Genomic DNA, 20,614 nt, shown 5'->3' on the forward strand with positions numbered 1-20,614 from the left:
CATGACCGGACTGTCCACCCTGCTGATCGTCGTCGGCCTCTTCCTCGCCGGCGGCGTCTATTCCTTCGTCAAGCAGCAGATGCCCAAGAGCCTCATCGTGCTGCTCTCCATCGGCGCCGCGATGTGCCTCGTCGCCGGCGTCATGCGGCTGGAGGTCTGGAGTTGAGCACCGCGAGTAAAAAGGTCGTGGTCTTCGACTACGGCTTCGGCAACGTCCGTTCCGCCGAGCGCGCCCTCGCGCGCACCGGGGCCGACGTCGAGATCACCCGTGACTTCGACACCGCGATGAACGCCGACGGGCTCTTGGTGCCGGGCGTCGGCGCCTTCGCTGCCTGCATGAAGGGCCTGCGCGAGGCGCGCGGCGACTGGATCGTGGACCGCCGGCTGTCCGGCGGGCGCCCGGTCATGGGCATCTGCGTCGGCATGCAGATCCTGTTCGCGCGCGGCATCGAGCACGGCGTGGAGACCGAGGGCCTCGACGAGTGGCCCGGCGCGGTCGAGCCGCTCCAGGCCGAGATCGTCCCGCACATGGGCTGGAACACCGTCGACGCGCCCGCCGATTCCGAGCTCTTCGCCGGCCTGGACGCCGACGCCCGCTTCTACTTCGTGCACTCCTACGCCGTCCACGACTGGTCCCTGGAGGCGCACAACCCGGCGATGCGGGCGCCCAAGGTGACCTGGTCGACGCACGGCAAGCCGTTCGTGGCCGCCGTGGAGAACGGCGCCCTGTGGGCCACCCAGTTCCACCCCGAGAAGTCCGGCGACGCCGGAGCCCAGCTCCTCACCAACTGGATCGGAACCCTGTGAGCAAGCTCGAACTCCTCCCCGCCGTCGACGTCCGCGACGGCCAGGCCGTCCGCCTGGTCCACGGCGAGTCCGGCACCGAGACCTCCTACGGCTCCCCGCTGGAGGCCGCCCTCGCCTGGCAGCGGTCCGGCGCCGAGTGGCTGCACCTGGTCGACCTCGACGCCGCGTTCGGCACGGGGGACAACCGCGAGCTGATCGCGGAGGTCGCCAAGGCGATGGACATCAAGGTGGAGCTGTCCGGCGGCATCCGCGACGACGACACCCTCGCCGCCGCCCTCGCCACCGGCTGCACCCGGGTCAACCTGGGCACGGCCGCCCTGGAGACCCCCGAGTGGGTCGCCAAGGTCATCGCCGAGCACGGCGACAAGATCGCCGTCGGTCTCGACGTACGCGGCACGACCCTGCGCGGCCGGGGCTGGACCCGCGACGGCGGCGACCTCTACGAGACGCTGGAGCGCCTCGACGCGGAGGGCTGCGCGCGGTACGTGGTCACCGACATCGCCAAGGACGGCACCCTCCAGGGACCGAACCTGGAGCTGCTGAGGAACGTGTGCGCCGCGACCGACCGCCCCGTGGTCGCCTCCGGCGGCGTGTCGTCCCTCGACGACCTGCGCGCCATCGCCGAACTCGTGCCGCTCGGTGTCGAGGGGGCGATCGTCGGCAAGGCGCTCTACGCGAAGGCGTTCACCCTGGAAGAGGCCCTTGAGGCGGTGGCCCGGTGAGCGGTCTGCGACGCGTCACCACCGGCGCGCCCTGGGAGGACGTCTTCGGGTACTCACGAGCCGTGGAACTGCCGAGCGGCCTGGTGCTCGTCTCGGGATGCACCTCGATAGTGGACGGCCAGATCGCCGGGGGCGGTCCCTACGAGCAGACCGTCAACGCCTTCAACGTCGCCCTCTCGGCCCTGGCGGAGCTGGGCCTCGGGCGGGACGACGTGGTGCGCACGCGCATGTACCTCACCCACGCGCGGGACGTGGAGGAGGTCGGACGCGCGCACAAGGAGCTGTTCGACGCCGTCCGCCCCGCCGCATCGATGATCATCGTCTCCGGCTTCGTGGACCCGAGCCTGGTCGTCGAGGTCGAGGTGGAGGCATTCCGAGGAGCCCCGGCATGACCCTGGCCGTACGCGTCATTCCCTGCCTGGACGTCGACGACGGCCGGGTCGTCAAGGGCGTCAACTTCCAGAACCTGCGCGACGCGGGCGACCCCGTCGAGATGGCCAAGGTGTACGACGCCGAGGGCGCCGACGAGCTGACGTTCCTGGACATCACCGCCTCGTCGGGCAACCGCGAGACCACCTACGACGTGGTGCGCCGCACCGCCGAGCAGGTGTTCATCCCGCTCACCGTCGGCGGCGGGGTGCGCACCCCGGAGGACGTCGACAAGCTGCTGCGGGCCGGCGCGGACAAGGTCGGCGTCAACACCGCGGCGATCGCCCGCCCGGACCTGATCCGCGAGATCGCCGAGCGCTTCGGCAGCCAGGTGCTGGTCCTCTCGGTCGACGCCCGCCGCACCGCCTCCGGCTCCTTCGAGGTGACCACCCACGGCGGACGCAAGGGCACCGGCATCGACGCCGTCGAGTGGGCGCACCGGGCGGCCGAACTGGGCGCGGGCGAGATCCTGCTGAACTCGATGGACGCCGACGGCACGAAGGACGGCTACGACCTGGAGATGATCGCCGCCGTCCGCAAGCACGTCACCCTCCCGGTGATCGCCTCCGGCGGCGCCGGCCGCCTCACCGACTTCCCCCCGGCCGTCGAAGCGGGCGCGGACGCGGTCCTGGCGGCCTCGGTCTTCCACTTCGGCGACCTCCGCATCAACGAGGTCAAGCAGTCCCTCCGCGAGGCGGGCCACCCGATCCGCTGACACCCATGAGCAAGCCCCGGCCACCTGGTGACCGGGGCTTACTCAACGACCTTTACAAAAGATAATTTGCGCAAAATTCATTGCGCAACTTTTCCTTCGCATCTAGTCTCGCGGTATGACGAGCAAGGGGAACCGCTCCATCACCGATCTGGGCACCCTCAAAGCCTTGGCCCATCCACTGCGGATGCAGCTGTACCGCGGGCTGTGCGTGGCCCGCTCGGCGACCGCCTCCCAGCTGGCCGACCAGGTCGACGAAGCCGTCTCCCTCGTCAGCTATCACCTGCGCAAGCTGGCCGAGCACGGACTGATCGAGGAGGCCGAGACGGCGAGCGGGGACGGACGGGAGCGGTGGTGGCGGCCGGCCTCACAAGGCGTCAGCATTCGCGACGAGGACTTCCGCGACGCCCCCGAGCGGACGGCCGCGCATCTGGCGGCCACCCGGCTCTTCCACGAGCAGCGCGTCGACCTCTACCGCCGTTACCTGGACGAACGGCCCGCCTGGAGCGCCGAGTGGAACTCCGCCGCTCTCGACAGCGAGTCCCTCCTGAGGCTGACCGCCGCCGAACTCGGCGAGCTGCGCGAGGAACTGCTCGCTCTCGCCCGCAAGTACGACGAGAAGGGCCGGGCGGCCGAAGCCGCCGGTGACGTCGAGGGGCGCGAGAACGTGGCGCTGCACGCGTACGGATTCCCCTTCCGTGGCTGAGAAGAGAGGTCCCCTCGTGGCGTCCACGGTCACCGCTGCGGCCGAGCCGGTCGACGAACGGCCCGCTCATCGGGACGGCAACGTGTTGCGCTGGGTCGGCGCCTACACGGCCTCCATGGTCGGGGACGGGGTGTACTACCTCGCTCTTTCCTGGGCGGCGGTGCAGCAGGGGACGCCCGCCGAGGCCGGGGTGGTGATGACGGTCAGTGCCGTGCCCCGGGCGCTGCTCCTGCTGGGCGGGGGAGTCATCGTCGACCGGCTGGGGCCGCGCAGGGTCGTCATCGGCAGCGACGCCCTGCGGTGCGCGGCCGCGCTCGCCGTCGCCGCGCTGATGTTCCTCGCCAGCCCCGGGCTGTGGCTCCTCGCATTGCTCGCCCTGGTGTTCGGGGCCGTCGACGCGTTGTTCCTGCCCGCGGTGGGCGCACTGCCGGCGCGGCTCACCGGCAAGGGGCAGCTCGCCCGGGTACAGGGCATGCGCGGGCTCGCGGTCCGCGCCGCCAACGTCGTCGGCGCCCCGCTCGGCGGCCTCGCCGTCGCGATGGGCGGGGCGGCGGCCGCCTTCGCCGTCGCGGGGCTGCTGATCGCCGTGTCCCTGCCGCTGCTGGTGACCCTCCGGGTCGCGAAACCTCCCCTGGACGAAGCGTCCGACGTCGGCGAGCGACGCTCCACCGCCTGGCGCGACCTCGCGGGCGGCCTCGGTCACGTCCGCCGGCACCCCGTCCTCGCGCCCCTGATGCTGGCCATCGCCCTCGGCGACCTGGGGTTCGTCGGCCCCCTCAACGTGGGTCTCACCCTGCTCGCCGACGAGCGCGGCTGGGGCGCCGCCGGCATGGGCTGGATCCTCGCCGCGTTCGGCGCCGGCGCGGGCGGGGTCTCGCTGCTTCTGACCGTGCGCGGACGTGTGCCGCGTGCCGGCCTGGTCGCGGGCGCCGCCATCATCGCGGGCTCGGTGGCCATCGCCGCCCTCGCCCGGGTGCCGACCGTCGCCGGGGCCGTCGGGGCCGCGCTGGCGGTGGGACTCCTGGCGGGGCTCAGCGGCGCCCTGTGCGGGGCCCTGCTCCAGACCCAGTCCGACCCCGCCTTCCTCGGTCGCGTCACCGCCCTGTCCGGGCTGGTCAGCCTGGGCCTCGCCCCGCTGAGCATGCCGGTGTCCGCCGCCGCGGTCCAGGTCTGGGGCACCGGACCGGTGTTCGCCGTCAGCGCGGCCGTCTGCGCGCTCGGCGGCGTCGTGGCCCTAACGGTCCCCGCCCTGCGCCGCGCCGAACTCCCCGGCTGACCCGGACAGCTACTCCTTCGGCTGGGCCAGCTGCACGAAGTTGCCGACCGTGTCGTCCAGGACGGCCGAGATCACCGGCCCCTGCTCCCTCGGCGTCTGCGCGAACCGGACGCCGAGGCCGCGCAGACGCTCGTACTCCGCGTGGATGTCGTCCACCGAGAAGACGATGCAGGGCAGCTCCGCCGCCCGCAGCGCCGCCCGGTACGGCTCCGCGATGGGCCCCTGGCCGGGCTCCAGCAGCAACTGGAGATCCGGCTGGGCCCCCTCGGGCGCGCCCACGGTGACGAACAGGGCGCCGCCGCCGAGATCCATGTGCATACGGGTCTCGAACCCCAGCACGCGCGTGTAGAACGCGTGGGCCTCGGCGACGTCGTCGACGTACACGCTCGTCATGGCGACCTTGATCACGGCTCGTCCTCTCAGATACCGAGCTGCTTGCCGCCCCGCAGCCTGGTGATCGCCTCGTGGTCGCCGGCCAGGTCCACCTGGGCGGCGCCCTGCCGGCCGTACAGGAACAGCAGCAGCTCCGACGGCTCGCCGGTCGCCGTCACCACCGGCGTGCCGCGGTTGGCGACCGCCGTACGGCCGTCCGGGCGGCGCAGCACCAGCCCGGTCGGGGCCGAGCGGCCCGTCAGCCGGGCCGTGCGCTCCAGCCGCGACCACAGCGCGTCCTGGAACACCGGGTCGAGCTCGCGTGCCGACCAGTCCGGCTGCGCACGACGCACGTCCTCGGTGTGGACGTAGAACTCGACCGTGTTGGCCGCCTCGTCGACCGGCTTCAGCTGGAAGGGCGAGAACCGCGGCGGCCCGGTACGGATCAACTGGATCAGCTCCGCGTACGGCTTGGCGGCGAACTCCTCCATCGTCCTGTCCAGCCGGGACGCCAGCTGTTTGATGAGCAGACCCCCGGCGGCGTCCGGCCGCCGCTCGCGCACCACGACGTGTGCGGCCAGGTCACGGGTCTGCCAGCCCTCGCACAGGGTCGGCGCGGTGGGGCCCGCGGTTTCCAAGAGGTCGGCGAGAAGGAGCCGTTCACGCTTGGCGAAAGTCGACATGCCGTCAGCCTACGACCGTGCGACGGGTCCGCCCACCCGTCACTCCGGCCGGGGACCCGGTCCGGGCGCCGCCGTGCCCATCCAGTGGACACCGGCCGGGGACTGTCACCGGCGCGCGGCACAATGGCCGCATGACCAGCACGCCCTCCCGCAGCAGCCTCGACCCGGAGATCGCCGCGCGCCTCAGGCGCAGCCCCGACGGGCTCGTCCCCGCCATCGCCCAGCAGTACGACACCGGTGAGGTGCTCATGCTCGGCTGGATGGACGACGAGGCGCTGCACCGCACCCTCACCACCGGCCGCTGCACCTACTGGTCCCGCAGCCGTCAGGAGTACTGGGTCAAGGGCGACACCTCCGGCCACTTCCAGTGGGTGAAGTCCGTCGCCCTCGACTGCGACGCCGACACCGTGCTGGTCCGGGTCGACCAGGTCGGCGCCGCCTGCCACACCGGCGACCGCACCTGCTTCGACGCCGACGTGCTCCTGACGACCGCCGATTCCGGCGTCACCGCCCAGGATCAGTAAGGTCAGCCGCCATGGACCTCGAGACGTTCCGCAAGCTCGCCACCGACCGGCGGGTCATCCCGGTCACCCGCAAGCTCCTCGCCGACGGCGACACCCCCGTCGCGCTCTACCGCAAGCTCGCCGCCGAGCGCCCAGGCACCTTCCTGCTGGAGTCCGCGGAGAACGGCCGCACGGCGTTTCAGTGGTCTCGGTACTCCTTCGTCGGCGTGCGGTCCTCCGCGACCCTCACCGCCCGCGACGGCCAGGCGCACTGGCTCGGCGCGCCGCCCGTCGGCGTGCCCGTCGACGGCGACCCCCTCGCCGCCCTGCGCGCCACCATCGAGGCCCTGCACACCCCCCACCAGGAGGGCCTGCCGCCCTTCACCGGCGGCATGGTCGGCTACCTCGGCTACGACATCGTCCGCCGCCTGGAGAAGATCGGCCCCGGCGAACGCGACGACCTGCGGCTGCCCGAGCTGACCATGCTCCTCACCAGCGACCTCGCCGTCATGGACCACTGGGAGGGCTCGGTCCTGCTGATCGCCAACGCGATCAACCACAACGACCTCGACACCGGCGTCGACGAGGCCCACGCCGACGCGGTCGCCCGCCTCGACGCCATGGAGGCCGACCTCTCCCGCCCGGTCGCCCAGCCGCCCGCCGTCCTGCCGCCCTCCGAACTGCCCGAGTTCACCGCCCTGTGGGGCGGCCCCGACTTCCGGGCGGCCGTCGAGGACGTCAAGGAGCGCATCCGCGCGGGCGAGGCCTTCCAGGTCGTCCCCTCCCAGCGCTTCGAGACGCCGTGCACGGCGAGCGCCCTGGACGTCTACCGGGTGCTGCGGGCCACCAACCCCTCCCCGTACATGTACCTGATCCGCCTCGACGGCTTCGACATCGTGGGCTCCAGCCCGGAAGCCCTGGTCAAGGTCGAGGACGGGCGGGCCATGGTCCACCCCATCGCCGGCACCCGGCACCGCGGGGCCACCCCGCAGGAGGACCAGGCCCTCGCCGACGAACTCCTCGCCGACCCCAAGGAGCGCGCCGAGCACCTGATGCTCGTCGACCTCGGCCGCAACGACCTCGGGCGCGTCTGCGAGCCCGGCTCGGTGGAGGTCGTCGACTTCATGTCCGTCGAGCGGTACTCCCACGTCATGCACATCGTCTCGACCGTCACCGGCAAGGTCGCGCCCGGCCGCACCGCCTTCGACGTCCTCACCGCCTGCTTCCCCGCCGGCACCCTCTCCGGCGCGCCCAAGCCCCGCGCCATGCAGATCATCGACGAACTGGAGCCCTCCCGGCGTGGCCTGTACGGCGGCTGCGTCGGCTACCTCGACTTCGCCGGCGACTCCGACACCGCCATCGCCATCCGCACCGCCCTGCTGCGCGACGGCACCGCCTACGTCCAGGCCGGCGCCGGGATCGTCGCCGACTCCGACCCGGTAGCGGAGGACCAGGAGTGCCGCAACAAGGCCGCCGCCGTCCTGCGCGCGGTGCACACCGCGAACCGGCTGGGGAAGTAGGCGCGCGGGGGTAGGCGCGGGGCAGGCCTGGGGGCAGGCGCGGAAGTAGGCGCTTTCCGCGACGAGTGGGGTGCTTCTCACGCAACCCCGGGTGACGGAACGGGCGGGGTTCAGGCGATAGTGGGGTACGTGACTGCTGTTCCTCCCCCCCGATCCGAAGCCGCCGCCCCCGCCCGGTCCGGCCGCCGGAGTCTCGCCCTCGCCCTGCTGTGCGGTGCGCTGGGCGCGGCCGTGACCCTGCTCGCCACCCGGCAGCGCTGGTCGCAGGGCACGGTGACGGTGCCCGGCGGCGACTTCTCCCTGACCGCCCAGGGCAGCGACGTCACCGGCGTCCCCGCCGCGCTCGCGATAGTGGGCCTCGCCGCGCTCGTCGCCGTCTTCGCCGTCCGCAGGGCCGGCCGCTTCGCGGTCGCCGTCCTGCTCGCGCTCTCCGGCGCCGGGATCGTCGCCGCCGCCCTGATCGGCGCCTCCGACAGCTCCGCGCTCGACGAGAAGGCCGCCCAGGCCTCCGGCGACACCTCCGCCACCGTCGCCTCCCTCACCCACACCGGCTGGCCCTACGCCGCCGCCGTGGGCGGCGCCCTGATCCTCCTGGCCGGACTGCTCGCCCTGCGCTACGGCAGCCTGTGGCCCGCCATGTCCGGCCGCTACGAGCGCGGCAACGCCCCTCGCCCGCGCCGCAGGACCCCGGCCGCCGGCGACCCGGACCGGCCCGAGGAGATCTGGAAGGCACTGGACCGCGGCGAGGACCCCACCGGCACGGGCCCCGCCTGAGACCGGCCGCCCCCGCGGTCCCCGGTGTGGCGAATCAGACGCCCCGGGAACCGACCCCCGCATCCGCCACGCGCACGCGTACGGGACAATGGACGGCGAGCCTCCGGCTCGGACACGTGCCACACGTGCGAACCACAGACAGCAACGAGGAGCAAAGTCATGGCGGGCAGCAGCCACGGACACACCCCGGCCGCCTGGACCGGTGTCACCATCGCCTTCATCGGTTTCTGCGTCGCGGGCGCGTTCATGGTGATGGCCCAGCCGCTGGGCTTCTGGGCCGGCATGGTGATCGTCGTCCTCGGCGGCGTCGTCGGCGCCGTGATGCGCGCGATGGGCCTCGGCCAGCCCAAGGAGGTCCACCCGGTGCACAAGGTCGCGGCCCGCCCCGCCCCGGCCACCGCCGAGAGCTGATCCGGGCCGCCGTCAGGACCTGTGAACCGCGATGAGGGGCGGCCGGTGAGCGACCGGCCGCCCCTCACGCGTGTGCGCGACCCGGGCGGCCGGGCCGTCCCTCACGCGCGTGTGCCGTCCGGCCGGGGCACAATGCCAGGCGTGACCGCCGACAGCCGCAGCGTGACACCGCCGCCCCCGCCGCTCCCGCCGCTCCCCGCGACGGCCCCGGCCCGGGGGTCCGTCCTCGGACGGCTGGCCGTGCCCGCCGCCCTCCTCGCGGCCGTCGCCGCCGCCTTCGCCTACGTCGGGGCCGTCGACCCCAACGAGCCCGGCCACTACCCGGTCTGCCCGCTCCTGAGGTTCACCGGCCTGTACTGCCCCGGCTGCGGCGGCCTGCGCGGCGCGCACGCCCTCGTCCACGGCGACCTCGTGACCGCCCTGCACGCCAACGCGCTCGCCGTGGCCGCCTACCCGCTCCTCGCCGCGCTGTGGACCGTCTGGGTGGTCCGCGCGGCCCGCGGACGCCCCGTCCGCCTCGACCTCCGGCCGGCCCACCAGTGGGCGCTGGGCGCGGCGCTCGTGGTCTTCACGATTGTCCGGAACCTGCCGTTCGGCGGCTGGCTGCATCCGTGATCGCCGGGCGAACGTCCAGGTGGTGGGACCGCTGTCAAGCGGATGTGAGGCCTTCGGGTTCCTCCGGATACCATCGCAGTGGCCAAGGGGCTTCCACTGGTCGCCCGAACTGTCACCCGTCTGGAAGGGGGCCGCTCGCGTGAGTGTGCTCGACGAGATCATCGACGGAGTCCGTGCCGACCTCGCGGAGCGGCAGGCGCGCGTGAGCCTCGACGAGCTCAAGGAGCGCGCGGCGAAGGCTCCCGCCGCCAAGGACGGGGTCGCCGCGCTCAGGGGCGACGGCGTCAAGGTGATCTGCGAGGTCAAGCGCTCCAGCCCGTCCAAGGGCGCGCTGGCCGCGATCGCCGACCCGGCCGCACTGGCCGCCGACTACGAGGCGGGCGGCGCGGCCGTCATCTCCGTCCTCACCGAACAGCGCCGCTTCGGCGGCTCGCTGGCCGACCTCGAGGCGGTCCGCGCGCGCGTGGACATCCCCGTGCTGCGCAAGGACTTCATCGTCACCTCGTACCAGCTCTGGGAGGCCCGCGCCTACGGCGCCGACCTCGCGCTGCTGATCGTCGCCGCCCTCGACCAGCCGGCCCTGGAGTCGCTGATCGAGCGCGCCGTCTCCATCGGCCTCACCCCGCTCGTCGAGGTCCACGACGAGGACGAGGTCGAGCGCGCGGTGGACGCGGGCGCCAAGGTGATCGGCGTCAACGCGCGCAACCTGAAGACGCTGGAGGTCGACCGGGGCACCTTCGACCGGGTCGCCCCCGAGATCCCCGACCACATCGTCAAGATCGCCGAGTCCGGCGTCCGAGGCCCGCACGACCTCATCGCGTACGCCAACGCCGGCGCCGACGCGGTCCTGGTCGGCGAGTCCCTCGTCACCGGCCGCGACCCCAGGACGGCGGTCGCCGACCTGGTCGCCGCGGGCGAGCACCCGGCACTGCGGCACGGCCGCGGCTGAACTTTCGGTAGGCTGGCCGGCGATGACTCCCACCATGACCACTGTGGACCGGTACGCCCGCCTCGCGCGCGGCTGCCGTCCCCGAGGCTGCCGCGCGCCCGCCCGCCGGGTGCACGGCCGCAGGGTCAGGTACGTCATCGGAGACGAACCGGGACAGGTGAACGGCCGTCGATGGCAGCGCCCCTTCAGGGGCGCGGGGCGACATCCGATGTGCGGCTACCGCCGCGCGGGCGCGACCAGCCACTGACGGCCTGACGTCGTCGGACAACCCCCGCCCCCACGGCGAACAGTGTCTTTCCACGCACTCACCGTGAGGTATCCGCATGCCCAGCGAGTTCTTCGTTCCCGACCCCGAGGGTCGGGTCCCCACCGCCGAAGGCTACTTCGGCGCCTTCGGCGGCAAGTTCATCCCGGAGGCCCTCGTCGCCGCCGTGGACGAGGTCGCCGTCGAGTACGACAAGGCCAAGGCCGACCCCGAGTTCGCCCGCGAACTCGACGACCTGCTCGTCCACTACACCGGCCGCCCCAGCGCCCTCACCGAGGTGCCCCGGTTCGCCGAACACGCCGGTGGCGCACGGGTCTTCCTGAAGCGGGAAGACCTCAACCACACCGGCTCGCACAAGATCAACAACGTGCTCGGCCAGGCCCTGCTCACCAAGCGCATGGGCAAGACCCGCGTGATCGCCGAGACCGGCGCGGGACAGCACGGCGTCGCCACGGCGACCGCCTGCGCGCTGTTCGGCCTGGACTGCACCATCTACATGGGCGAGATCGACACCCGGCGCCAGGCCCTCAACGTGGCCCGGATGCGCATGCTGGGCGCCGAGGTCGTCGCGGTGAAGTCCGGCAGCCGCACCCTCAAGGACGCCATCAACGAGGCCTTCCGCGACTGGGTCGCCAACGTCGACCGCACCCACTACCTGTTCGGCACCGTCGCCGGCCCGCACCCCTTCCCGGCCATGGTCCGCGACTTCCACCGCGTCATCGGCGTCGAGGCCCGCCGCCAGCTCCTCGAACGCGCCGGACGCCTCCCCGACGCGGCCGTCGCCTGCGTCGGCGGCGGCTCCAACGCCATCGGCCTCTTCCACGCCTTCATCCCCGACACCGGCGTACGCCTCATCGGCTGCGAGCCCGCCGGACACGGCGTGGAGACCGGCGAGCACGCGGCCACCCTCACCGCCGGCGAGCCCGGCATCCTCCACGGCTCCCGCTCCTACGTCCTTCAGGACGACGAGGGCCAGATCACCGAGCCGTACTCCATCTCCGCGGGACTGGACTACCCGGGCATCGGCCCCGAGCACTCCTACCTCAAGGACTCCGGCCGCGGCGAGTACCGCGCGGTCACCGACGACGCCGCAATGCAGGCGCTGCGCCTGCTGTCGCGCACCGAGGGCATCATCCCGGCCATCGAGAGCGCCCACGCGCTGGCCGGCGCCCTGGAGGTCGGCAAGGAGCTGGGCCCGGACGGGCTGATCGTCGTCAACCTCTCCGGCCGCGGCGACAAGGACATGGACACCGCCGCACGCTACTTCGGCCTGTACGACACCGACGCGGAGGTCGCCGACGACGCCTCCGGCACCGCCGAGATCGAGGGGGACGCCAAGTGAACGGCGCTGCATCAATCGGCGGAAACAGCCGGCTGTTGACGGACACCCTCGCCGCCGCCAAGGCCGAGGGCCGCGCCGCCCTCATCGCCTACCTCCCGGCCGGGTTCCCGACCGTGGACGGCGGCATCGAGGCGATCAAGGCCGTCTTCGACGGCGGCGCCGACGTCGTCGAGGTCGGTCTGCCGCACAGCGACCCCGTCCTGGACGGACCGGTCATCCAGACCGCCGACGACATCGCCCTGCGCGGCGGCGTAAGGATCGCCGACGTGATGCGCACGGTCCGCGAGGCCCACGCGGCCACCGGCAAGCCGGTGCTCGTCATGACGTACTGGAACCCCATCGACCGCTACGGCGTCGAGCGGTTCACCGCGGAGCTCGCCGAGGCGGGCGGGGCCGGGGCGATCCTGCCCGACCTGCCCGTGCAGGAGGCGGCGCTGTGGCGGGAGCACGCCGCGAAGCACGGCCTGGCGACGGTCTTCGTCGTGGCGCCCAGCAGCAAGGACGAGCGGCTCGCGCAGATCACCGCGGCGGGCAGCGGCTTCGTCTACGCGGCCTCGCTGATGGGCGTCACCGGCACCCGTGAGTCGGTGGGCGCGCAGGCCCAGGACCTCGTCGAACGCACCCGGGCCACCGGCAGCGGCCTGCCCGTCTGCGTCGGTCTCGGCGTCTCCGACGCGGCACAGGCCCGCGAGGTCGCCGGCTTCGCCGACGGGGTGATCGTCGGCTCGGCCTTCGTCAAGCGGATGCTGGACGCCCCGGACGACGCGGCCGGCGTCGAAGCCGTGCGCGCGCTCGCCGGCGACCTGGCCAAGGGCGTGCGCGGCCAGGCGTGACGTAGGGGCATCCGCAACGGAGATCGCCTCGTCCGCTCACTCGAACGGGTGGACATGGGGCCGGGGAGGCGCGCAGCGCCTCCCCGGTTCGTTTCCGGGGTGTGAGCGAGAAGAATCGTGAAGGGAAGCGCACCGCCAGGGAGCGGCTGGCGGTCGAGCGCGAGAAGCAGAAGGCCGGGGAGCGCCGGCGCCGGACGCTGATCGTCACCGCGAGCGTGGTGTGCGTGCTGGGCCTGGCGGCGGTGATCGGCGTGGTCGCGGCGAACGCCGGCAAGGACGACGGCCGGGACAGCGCCGGCCCGGTCGTGGCGCCCTCGGGCGCCCAGGGCAAGGACGCCCTGGCGATCCCGGTCGGCCCGGACGACGCCAAGGCGACGCTCACCGTGTGGGAGGACTTCCGCTGCCCTGCCTGCAAGGGCTTCGAGAACAACTACCGTTCGACGGTCCACGAACTGACCGAGGCCGGCAAGCTCAAGGCGGAGTACCACCTGGCCACCCTCATCGACGGCAACATGGGCGGCACCGGCTCCAGGAACGCCGCCAACGCCGCCGCCTGCGCCCAGGACGCCGGGAAGTTCCCCGCCTACCACGACGTGCTGTTCCGCAACCAGCCGCCCGAGACCGACGACGCCTACGCCGACAACAGCGCGCTGATCAAGCTGGCCGGCAAGGTCGACGGCCTCGACACGCCCGCGTTCCGCACCTGCGTCGAGGACGGCAAGCACAACAGCTGGGTCGTGAAGTCCAACGAGGCCTTCCAGAAGGGCGGCTTCGGCGGCACCCCCACCGTGCTGTTCAACGGCAAGAACATCTACGCGGACCAGTCGATGACGCCCGCGAAGCTCAAGAAGATGGTGGAGGAGGCGGACCAGGGCTGAGGGAGGTCCTCCCGCCCGCCTGTTACGCAGCCGTAGCCGGGCTGGCTGCCGTGCGCCCGGCCCGGCACGGTAGCGTCGACCCTGCCATGGAACTTGCCTACATTCCCAGCCCGTCGCGCGGAGTGCTGTACCTCGGCCCCGTCCCGCTGCGCGGCTACGCGTTCTGCATCATCATCGGCGTCTTCGTCGCGGTCTGGCTCGGCAACAGGCGCTGGATCGCCCGGGGCGGGCGGGCCGGCACGGTGGCCGACATCGCGGTCTGGGCCGTGCCCTTCGGCCTGGTCGGCGGCCGGCTCTACCACGTGATCACGGACTACGAGCTGTACTTCAGCGAGGGCCGCGACTGGGTGGACGCCTTCAAGATCTGGGAGGGCGGCCTCGGCATCTGGGGCGCGATCGCGCTCGGCGCGGTGGGCGCGTGGATCGGCTGCCGCAGCCGGGGCATCCCGCTGCCCGCCTATGCCGACGCCATCGCGCCCGGCATCGCCCTCGCCCAGGCCATCGGCCGCTGGGGCAACTGGTTCAACCAGGAGCTCTACGGGCGCGAGACGGACCTGCCGTGGGCCCTGCACATCACCTCCGCCGCGGACGGCCGGGTGCCGGGTTACTACCACCCGACGTTCCTGTACGAGTCGCTGTGGTGCGTCGGCGTCGCCCTCCTGGTCATCTGGGCCGATCGCCGCTTCAAGCTCGGCCACGGACGGGCGTTCGCGCTGTACGTCGCCGCGTACTGCGTAGGCCGCTTCTGGATCGAGTACATGCGCGTCGACGACGCCCACCACATCCTCGGTCTGCGGCTCAACAACTGGACCGCGATGATCGTGTTCCTGCTCGCGGTGGTCTACCTCGTGGTGTCGGCGAAGAAGCGCCCGGGCCGCGAGGAGATCGTGGAGCCCGAGGCCGCCTTCGACGGCGAGGCGGCCGGGGACGGCGAGGCCGACAAGGCCGACAACACCGGCAAGGCGGACAAGGCCGAGAAGGCCGACAAGGTCGCTTCTTCCGACTCTTCCGGCGAGGCGGAAGAGCTGAAGTCCGGGACCGGGGCCAAGACGAAGACCGGGTCCGACGCCAAGGCTGAGACCGAAGCCGAGGCCGAAGCCGAAGCCGAAGCCGAGGCCAAGGACAAGGACAAGGCCGGGACCGGGACCGAGGCCGAGTCCGCCGGCAAGAAGAGCTGACAGCCGCTCGGCCCGCTGAACAGGTACAGGGCCGGATGAGGCGGTACGACGGTGAGGGCGCCCGGGGTCTCCGGGCGCCCTCACCGCGTGTCGGGGCCGGGGTTCAGCAGCTGCGGGCCAGGGACAGCGTCCGCCGGGCCGCGGCCACCACCGCCGCGTCGATGAAGCGGCCGTCCGGGAGGGCCTGTGCTCCCTGTTCGGTCGCCGCCGCCTTCACGATCGTCTCCGCCTCCTCCAGCTCCCGCTGCGTCGGCAGATAGGCCCGCTCGATGATCGGCAGCTGACGGGGGTGGATCGCGGCGCGGCCCAGGAAGCCGAGGGTGCGGCCACGGGCGCAGGAGGCCGCCAGGCCCTCCAGGTCGCGGGTGTCGGGGTGGACGGACTGCGGCGGCGGGGGCAGACCGGCGGCCCGGGCGGCGACGATCACACGGGAGCGGCACCAGTCGAGCCCCGCGTCCTCCCGTACGCCCAGGTCGGCCCGTAGATCCGCCTCGCCCAGCGCGATGCCGCGCAGGGCGGGGTGGGCGCAGGCCACGGCGTGGGCGTGCTCGATGCCCAGGGCCGTCTCCACCAGGGCGAACAGCGGGGGCGCGCCGCCGCCCGAGTGGGCGGTCGCCTCCGCGATCCGGGTGATCTGCCCCGGCGAGGTCACCTTCGGCAGCCGCAGCCCCGAGACTCCGGGCAGTCCGGCCACCGCCGCGAGGTCGGCCGGGGCCAGCGGGCCGTCCAGGGCGTTGATCCGGACGTGGACCGGGACCGGCGGCGCGTCCGCGAGGAGTTCGGCGGTCGCCGCGCGGGCGTACTCCTTGCGGTCCGGGGCGACCGCGTCCTCCAGGTCGATCACGACGACGTCCGCGCCGCAGCCGAGGGCCTTGGCGACGACGTGCGGGCGGTCGCCGGGGGCGTAGAGCCAGGTGAGCGGGAAGGTCACAGGGCGCCCTCCGCGCGCAGGGAGGCCAGGTCGGCGGGGGTGAGGCCGGCTTCGGCGAGGACGGTCTCGGTGTCCGCGCCGTGCGGGCGGCCGGCCCAGCGGATCGATCCGGGCGTCGAGGAGAGCCGGAAGAGTACGTTCTGCATCCGGATCGGGCCCAGTTCGGGATCGTCGACGGTGGTGAGCGTGTCCAGCGCCTGGTACTGCGGATCCGTCATCACGTCCCGGACGTCCTGGACCGGGGCGACGGCCGCCTCCGCCTTCTCGAACGCGGCCAGGACGTCGATGACGGTGTTCGAGGCGATCCAGCGGCCGACCGCCTCGTCGAGGACGTCGGCGTGGGCGGCCCGGCCGGCGCCCGTGGTGAACCACGGCTCGTCGATCAGGTCGGGTCGGCCGACCAGCCGCATGACACGCTCGGCGACCGACTGCGCCGACGTCGACACGGCGACCCAGCCGCCGTCCGCCGTGCGGTAGGTGTTGCGCGGGGCGTTGTTGGCGGACCGGTTGCCGGTGCGCTCCTGGACGTAGCCCAGCTGGTCGTACCAGAGGGGCTGGGGGCCGAGGACGGTCAGGATCGGCTCGATGATCGCCATGTCGACGACCTGCCCCTCGCCGGTGCGGTCGCGGGCGGCGAGGGCCGTCATCACGGCGTACGCCGTCGCCAGGGCCGCGATGGAGTCGGCGAGGCCGAACGGCGGCAGGGTCGGCGGCGCGTCCGGTTCGCCGGTGATCGCGGCGAAGCCGCTCATCGCCTCGGCGAGGGTGCCGAAGCCGGGGCGGTGGGCGTAGGGCCCGAACTGGCCGAAGGCGGTGACCCGGGTGAGGATCAGCCGGGGGTTGACGGCCGACAGTTCCTCCCAGCCGAGGTCCCACTTCTCCAGGGTCCCGGGACGGAAGTTCTCGATGATCACGTCCGCGGTGGCGGCGAGGCGCAGCAGGGCGGCCCGGCCGCCCGGCCGGGACAGGTTCAGCGTGATCGCGCGTTTGTTGCGGCCGAGGAGCTTCCACCACAGCCCGACGCCGTCCTTGGCGGGGCCGTGCCCCCGGGAGGGGTCGGGCCTGTCCGGGTGCTCGACCTTGACGACCTCGGCGCCGAAGTCGCCGAGCATGGTGGCCGCGAGGGGGCCGGCGAAGAGGGTGGCCAGGTCCAGGACGCGCAGACCGTGCAGCGGGGCCGGCGCCGGGGACGCGGCGGCCGTCCGGGTCCCGGTCATGAGGCGTGCTGCTTGTCGATCTCGGATCGGTACGGCATGGACGCCGACGCTCCCCACCGCTGGACCGACAGCGCCGCCGCGGCCGCCGCCCACGTGAGCGCCTCCCGCACGGGACGCTCCTCGCCGAGGGCCACGGCGAGGGCGCCGACGAAGGTGTCGCCCGCGCCGGTGGAGTCCACGGCGGTGACGTGAGGCGCGGGGACGGTCAGCGGTTCGGCGCCGCGGGTCGCGTACAGGCAGCCGGACGCGCCGAGGGTGACGACGACCTCCGGGACGCTGTCCAGGAGGGCGAGGGCGGCCTCACGCGGGTCGATACGGCCGGTGAGGATGGTGGCCTCGTGCTCGTTGGGCACCAACAGGTCCGTGGTGTCGAGGAGTTCGGGGGGCAGGTGCTGGGCGGGGGCGGGCGTGAGGACGGTCCGCACGCCGTGGGCGCGGGCCGCCTGCGCGCCGGCCACGACGGCCGCGAGGGGGACCTCCAGCTGGAGCAGCAGTGCGTCGGCGGAGGCGATGAGGGCCTCGTCGCCGGGCACGAGGTGGTCGACGGTGCCGTTCGCGCCGGGGACGACGACGATCGCGTTGCCGCCCTCGTCGTCGACGACGATGTGCGCGGTGCCGGAGGGGCCCTCCACCGTGCGCAGGTGGTCGGTGTCGACGCCGGAGTGCTCCAGGGTGGAGCGCAGCCGGGAGCCGAAGGCGTCGTTGCCGACGGCGCCGATCATCGAGACGTTGGCGCCCGCGTGGGCTGCGGCGATCGCCTGGTTGGCGCCCTTGCCGCCGGGGACCGTGCGGAACTCCCGCCCGGTGACGGTCTCCCCGCGCTGTGGGGGCTTCGCGACGTAGGCGACGAGGTCCATGTTGGTGCTGCCGAGCACGACGATGTCGGTCATGGGCGTGCGACCTCCCGGTGGGTGAGGTGGGCGAGGGTGTCGAAGCCGGCGCCGTCGAAGCCGCCGACCGAGGTGGCGAGGCGGTTCTTCAGGGGCGCCGTCCAGCGGTCGGGGAGGGCGGCGGGGTCGCCGGCGAGGAGCGCGGCGACCGAGCCGGCGGTGGCCCCGTTGGAGTCGGTGTCCCAGCCGCCCGCGACCGCACGGGTGATGGAGCCGGTGAAGTCCCCGTCGGCGTGGGTGAGGGCGGCGGCGAGCAGGGCGGTGTTGGGGACGGCGTGGACCCAGTGGTGGGTCGCGCCGTACGCGGTGTGGAGTTCGTCCACGACGGTGTCGAAGTCGTCGTGGGACCGGGCGAGCCGGACGGCGTGGGTGACGGCGCGGGCCAGCCGGGAGCGGGGCGGTACGACGGTGAGGCCGGCGGCGAGGCAGGCGTGGACGTCGTGCGTGCCGGTCGCGGCGGTGGCGATGGCGGCGGCCGTGAACATGGCCGCGTAGACGCCGTTGGCGGTGTGGGTGAGGGTGGCGTCGCGGTGCGCCTGTTCCGCCGCGGCGGCCGGGTCGCCGGGGTTGGTCCAGCCGTGCATGTCGGCGCGGATGAGGGCGCCGATCCACTCGCGGAAGGGGTTGCGGTGGCGGGCGGTGCGCGGGGGTTCGAGGCCGCACAGCAGGTTGCGGTAGGCGAGGCGTTCGGAGGTGAAGGCGCGGCCGGCGGGGAGTTCGTCCAGCCAGAGCCGGGCGACGTCGGCGGTGGTGAAGGCGTGGCCGTGGCGTTGCAGCAGGAGCAGGTTGAGCAGGGGGTAGTCGAGGTCGTCGTCCTCGGGCATGCCGTCGATGTTCTCGGCGAGGGACGTGGCGGCCGAGCGGCGGTTCCAGGGGTGCGCGGCGAGCAGGTCGGCCGGGACGCCCCGGGCGGTGAAGTACCCGTTCAGCGGCCAGTTCCCGGTGGACCTCGCGAGGGCGCGGATGCCGTCGAGGGGCAGCTTCTCCACCGGTTTGCCGAGGAGGCAGCCGACGGCCCGGCCGAGCCAGGCGGCTTCCAGGGCGGCGGGCGTGACGGCCGGGGCCGGGGCCGCGGCGGCCGGGCGGGGCCAGTGCGGGCAGAGGCGCCGGACGCCGTCCAGGTCGGTGGGCTCGTCCTCCGACGTGGCGGCGGGCAGGTCGGCCAGTTCGTCCAGGAGGTCCTCCGCGAGCAGCCGGAGGTAGGGGGAGGCGGGCTCGGGGGAGGCACCGGCCCGGGCCGGGGGATCCCAGCCGCCGGCCCTCTTCCAGCGGGCCGCGACGGCGGCGACGGCCGAGGCGTTGCGGCCGTCCTGGGCGGCCTGCCGGAGCTCGTGGCCGAGGAGGTCCTCAGGCTGGGCCCAGGTCAGTCGGAGCATCGCGTGCCTCCGAGGGCGGCGAAGGCGCTCTCGTGTGCCCGGCGGGCGCGGACGTCACGGGCGAAGACCTCCCGGGCGACCTCCGTGAGCGTGCGGGCCGGCTCCCACAGGTCCAGCTGGCTCGCCTCCGCGACCCGCTTGGACCACTCGTCCGGGACGGGGGAGCCCATCGCGCCGGCCATCGCGCCGGCCATGGTCGCGATCGAGTCGCAGTCGCGGCCGTAGTTCACCGCGCCCAGGACGGCGTGCCGGTAGTCGCCGCCGGCCACCACCAGCATGCCCAGCGCCACGGGGAGTTCCTCGATCGCGCGCACACGTGAGGGACGGCGGGCGTCGGGAGCCGGGGACCTGTAGTCGGGGCCCACCGTGTCGTAGGGGGCGACGGCCGCGCGCAGCGGGGCCAGGGCGGACTCGAAGTCGGTGTACCGGGCCGCCGTCTCGCACACCTTCTCGATCGCCGTCCGGGTGCCGTCCTTCGCCAGGGCCAGACACGCCGTCACCACCGAGTCCGGCGTCGCCCCCGGAGCCGAGGCCGCCGCGACCGCCGCCGCGAGGACGCCGGCCGCCTCCCTGCCGTACGACGACTGGTGGGCGCCCGCGAGATCGATCGCCTCGGCGTACGCGGCCGCCGGGTTCGCGGCGTTGACCAGGCCGACGGGGGCCGTGTACATCGCCGCCCCGCAGTTGACGATGTTGCCGACGCCCGCCTCACGGGGGTCGACGTGGCCGTAGTGCAGCCGTGCCACCAGCCACTTCTCCGCCAGGAAGATCCGGTGCAGGGGGAGCGTCTCCGCCTCCAGCTCCGGGATCCAGCGCGGGTTCGTCATCAGGTCGGGGACCAGGTGGTCGGCGAGCGCGTACGCGTCGAGGTGGTCGCGGACCATGGCGTAGACGCGGACCAGCGCGTGCGTCATCAACGTGTCGTCGGTGACGTGCCCGTCGCCCTTGTGGTACGGGGCGACGGGGCGGGCCGTGCGCCAGTCGTCGCCGTGCCACGGGCCGACGACGCCGTGGACGCGACCGCCGTGCCGCTGGAGGATCTGGTCGGGGGAGTAGCCCTCGACGGGACCGCCGAGGGCGTCGCCGACGGCCGCGCCGACGAGGGCGCCGACGACGCGCTCCTCCAGCGCCGGGCCGGGACCGCGGGGCCCGCCGGGGGGTGCTTCGGGTGGCGCTTCGGGTGGTGTGCGGGGTGTTCTCCGGTTTTCGGGGGTCATGGCCCGAA

General features: G+C 73.5%; 25 protein-coding genes. 18 read left to right on the forward strand and 7 right to left on the reverse strand.

All coding sequences use genetic code 11. The features are described 5' to 3' along the window. Position 1 precedes the first annotated feature (1 nt). The 7 genes from EV567_RS27765 to EV567_RS04510 all read left to right on the forward strand — a co-directional run bounded on the left by EV567_RS27765 (position 2) and on the right by EV567_RS04510 (position 4,652). On the forward strand, positions 2–166 hold the full coding sequence (locus EV567_RS27765; protein WP_165430299.1) for a hypothetical protein: 165 nt from the start codon (positions 2–4) through the stop codon (positions 164–166). Beyond that, positions 157–807 (forward strand): imidazole glycerol phosphate synthase subunit HisH, encoded by a 651-nt coding sequence (gene hisH / locus EV567_RS04485; RefSeq protein WP_130437572.1) that lies wholly within the window; start codon positions 157–159, stop codon positions 805–807. Before EV567_RS27765 ends, hisH begins: the two co-directional genes overlap by 10 nt. Further along, the gene (priA, locus tag EV567_RS04490; protein WP_130437249.1) at positions 804–1,529 is read left to right on the forward strand and encodes a bifunctional 1-(5-phosphoribosyl)-5-((5-phosphoribosylamino)methylideneamino)imidazole-4-carboxamide isomerase/phosphoribosylanthranilate isomerase PriA; all 726 of its coding nucleotides are present in this window, start codon (positions 804–806) and stop codon (positions 1,527–1,529) included. The genes hisH and priA overlap by 4 nt, the downstream gene beginning before the upstream one ends. Further along, positions 1,526–1,921, forward strand: coding sequence for a RidA family protein (locus tag EV567_RS04495; RefSeq protein WP_130437250.1), 396 nt, complete (start codon positions 1,526–1,528; stop codon positions 1,919–1,921). The genes priA and EV567_RS04495 overlap by 4 nt, the downstream gene beginning before the upstream one ends. Continuing rightward, on the forward strand, positions 1,918–2,673 hold the full coding sequence (gene hisF, locus EV567_RS04500) for an imidazole glycerol phosphate synthase subunit HisF (protein WP_130437251.1): 756 nt from the start codon (positions 1,918–1,920) through the stop codon (positions 2,671–2,673). The genes EV567_RS04495 and hisF overlap by 4 nt, the downstream gene beginning before the upstream one ends. 115 nt (positions 2,674–2,788) lie before the next feature. Beyond that, entirely contained in the window at positions 2,789–3,376 is a 588-nt protein-coding gene (locus EV567_RS04505) for a transcriptional regulator (RefSeq protein WP_130437252.1), read from the forward strand. A 16-nt stretch (positions 3,377–3,392) separates the two neighbouring features. Then, the gene (locus tag EV567_RS04510; RefSeq protein WP_242620689.1) at positions 3,393–4,652 is read left to right on the forward strand and encodes an MFS transporter; all 1,260 of its coding nucleotides are present in this window, start codon (positions 3,393–3,395) and stop codon (positions 4,650–4,652) included. Positions 4,653–4,661: 9 nt separating this feature from the next. Here the strand turns inward: EV567_RS04510 and EV567_RS04515 are convergent, their stop codons facing one another. Further along, positions 4,662–5,060, reverse strand: coding sequence for a VOC family protein (locus EV567_RS04515; RefSeq protein ID WP_130437253.1), 399 nt, complete (start codon positions 5,058–5,060; stop codon positions 4,662–4,664). Positions 5,061–5,071: 11 nt separating this feature from the next. Next, positions 5,072–5,707 carry a TIGR03085 family metal-binding protein gene (locus EV567_RS04520; RefSeq protein ID WP_130437254.1) on the reverse strand — a complete coding sequence of 212 codons (636 nt, stop codon included), beginning with the start codon at positions 5,705–5,707 and terminating at the stop codon, positions 5,072–5,074. Positions 5,708–5,838: 131 nt separating this feature from the next. Here EV567_RS04520 and hisI point away from each other — a divergent pair, with 131 nt between their 5' ends. From hisI to lgt, 11 genes are all read left to right on the forward strand, one after another. Then, the gene (gene hisI, locus EV567_RS04525; RefSeq protein ID WP_130437255.1) at positions 5,839–6,231 is read left to right on the forward strand and encodes a phosphoribosyl-AMP cyclohydrolase; all 393 of its coding nucleotides are present in this window, start codon (positions 5,839–5,841) and stop codon (positions 6,229–6,231) included. Positions 6,232–6,242: 11 nt separating this feature from the next. Then, positions 6,243–7,730: an anthranilate synthase component I gene (locus EV567_RS04530; protein ID WP_130437256.1), complete on the forward strand. Its 1,488-nt coding sequence runs from the start codon at positions 6,243–6,245 to the stop codon at positions 7,728–7,730. Positions 7,731–7,850: 120 nt separating this feature from the next. Beyond that, complete coding sequence (locus tag EV567_RS04535; RefSeq protein WP_130437257.1) at positions 7,851–8,504, forward strand: TIGR02234 family membrane protein; 654 nt, start codon at positions 7,851–7,853, stop codon at positions 8,502–8,504. A gap of 159 nt (positions 8,505–8,663) precedes the next feature. Continuing rightward, positions 8,664–8,915: an HGxxPAAW family protein gene (locus EV567_RS04540; protein WP_130437258.1), complete on the forward strand. Its 252-nt coding sequence runs from the start codon at positions 8,664–8,666 to the stop codon at positions 8,913–8,915. Between the two features lie 132 nt (positions 8,916–9,047). Continuing rightward, positions 9,048–9,530, forward strand: coding sequence for a DUF2752 domain-containing protein (locus EV567_RS04545; protein ID WP_130437259.1), 483 nt, complete (start codon positions 9,048–9,050; stop codon positions 9,528–9,530). A 139-nt stretch (positions 9,531–9,669) separates the two neighbouring features. Next, positions 9,670–10,479, forward strand: a complete 810-nt coding sequence (gene trpC, locus EV567_RS04550; RefSeq protein WP_130437260.1) for an indole-3-glycerol phosphate synthase TrpC — start codon at positions 9,670–9,672, stop codon at positions 10,477–10,479. Positions 10,480–10,513: 34 nt separating this feature from the next. Further along, on the forward strand, positions 10,514–10,726 hold the full coding sequence (gene trpM, locus EV567_RS28560) for a tryptophan biosynthesis modulator TrpM (protein ID WP_407071566.1): 213 nt from the start codon (positions 10,514–10,516) through the stop codon (positions 10,724–10,726). 76 nt (positions 10,727–10,802) lie between these two features. Beyond that, positions 10,803–12,086 carry a tryptophan synthase subunit beta gene (trpB, locus tag EV567_RS04560; RefSeq protein ID WP_130437262.1) on the forward strand — a complete coding sequence of 428 codons (1,284 nt, stop codon included), beginning with the start codon at positions 10,803–10,805 and terminating at the stop codon, positions 12,084–12,086. A gap of 14 nt (positions 12,087–12,100) precedes the next feature. Continuing rightward, a complete protein-coding gene (trpA, locus tag EV567_RS04565) occupies positions 12,101–12,919 on the forward strand; it encodes a tryptophan synthase subunit alpha (RefSeq protein WP_130437574.1) in 819 nt (272 codons plus the stop codon). A gap of 101 nt (positions 12,920–13,020) precedes the next feature. Beyond that, positions 13,021–13,797 carry a thioredoxin domain-containing protein gene (locus EV567_RS04570; RefSeq protein ID WP_130437263.1) on the forward strand — a complete coding sequence of 259 codons (777 nt, stop codon included), beginning with the start codon at positions 13,021–13,023 and terminating at the stop codon, positions 13,795–13,797. Between the two features lie 86 nt (positions 13,798–13,883). Next, positions 13,884–14,975 carry a prolipoprotein diacylglyceryl transferase gene (gene lgt / locus EV567_RS04575; RefSeq protein ID WP_130437264.1) on the forward strand — a complete coding sequence of 364 codons (1,092 nt, stop codon included), beginning with the start codon at positions 13,884–13,886 and terminating at the stop codon, positions 14,973–14,975. Between the two features lie 103 nt (positions 14,976–15,078). On the opposite strand, the gene EV567_RS04580 is transcribed toward lgt, so the two are convergent. The 5 genes from EV567_RS04580 to EV567_RS04600 are packed head-to-tail and all read right to left on the reverse strand — an operon-like array spanning position 15,079 to position 20,606. Next, the gene (locus tag EV567_RS04580; protein WP_130437265.1) at positions 15,079–15,906 is read right to left on the reverse strand and encodes a CoA ester lyase; all 828 of its coding nucleotides are present in this window, start codon (positions 15,904–15,906) and stop codon (positions 15,079–15,081) included. Further along, on the reverse strand, positions 15,903–17,123 hold the full coding sequence (locus EV567_RS04585; protein WP_130437266.1) for a CaiB/BaiF CoA-transferase family protein: 1,221 nt from the start codon (positions 17,121–17,123) through the stop codon (positions 15,903–15,905). Before EV567_RS04585 ends, EV567_RS04580 begins: the two co-directional genes overlap by 4 nt. Continuing rightward, positions 17,120–18,013 carry a ribokinase gene (gene rbsK / locus EV567_RS04590; RefSeq protein WP_130437267.1) on the reverse strand — a complete coding sequence of 298 codons (894 nt, stop codon included), beginning with the start codon at positions 18,011–18,013 and terminating at the stop codon, positions 17,120–17,122. The genes EV567_RS04585 and rbsK overlap by 4 nt, the downstream gene beginning before the upstream one ends. Then, positions 18,010–19,389 (reverse strand): ADP-ribosylglycohydrolase family protein, encoded by a 1,380-nt coding sequence (locus EV567_RS04595; protein WP_130437268.1) that lies wholly within the window; start codon positions 19,387–19,389, stop codon positions 18,010–18,012. The genes rbsK and EV567_RS04595 overlap by 4 nt, the downstream gene beginning before the upstream one ends. Beyond that, positions 19,377–20,606, reverse strand: coding sequence for an ADP-ribosylglycohydrolase family protein (locus EV567_RS04600; RefSeq protein WP_130437269.1), 1,230 nt, complete (start codon positions 20,604–20,606; stop codon positions 19,377–19,379). The genes EV567_RS04595 and EV567_RS04600 overlap by 13 nt, the downstream gene beginning before the upstream one ends. Positions 20,607–20,614 lie beyond the last annotated feature (8 nt).

It is taken from the genome of Streptomyces sp. BK239 (assembly GCF_004217285.1).
Classification (GTDB): domain Bacteria; phylum Actinomycetota; class Actinomycetes; order Streptomycetales; family Streptomycetaceae; genus Streptomyces.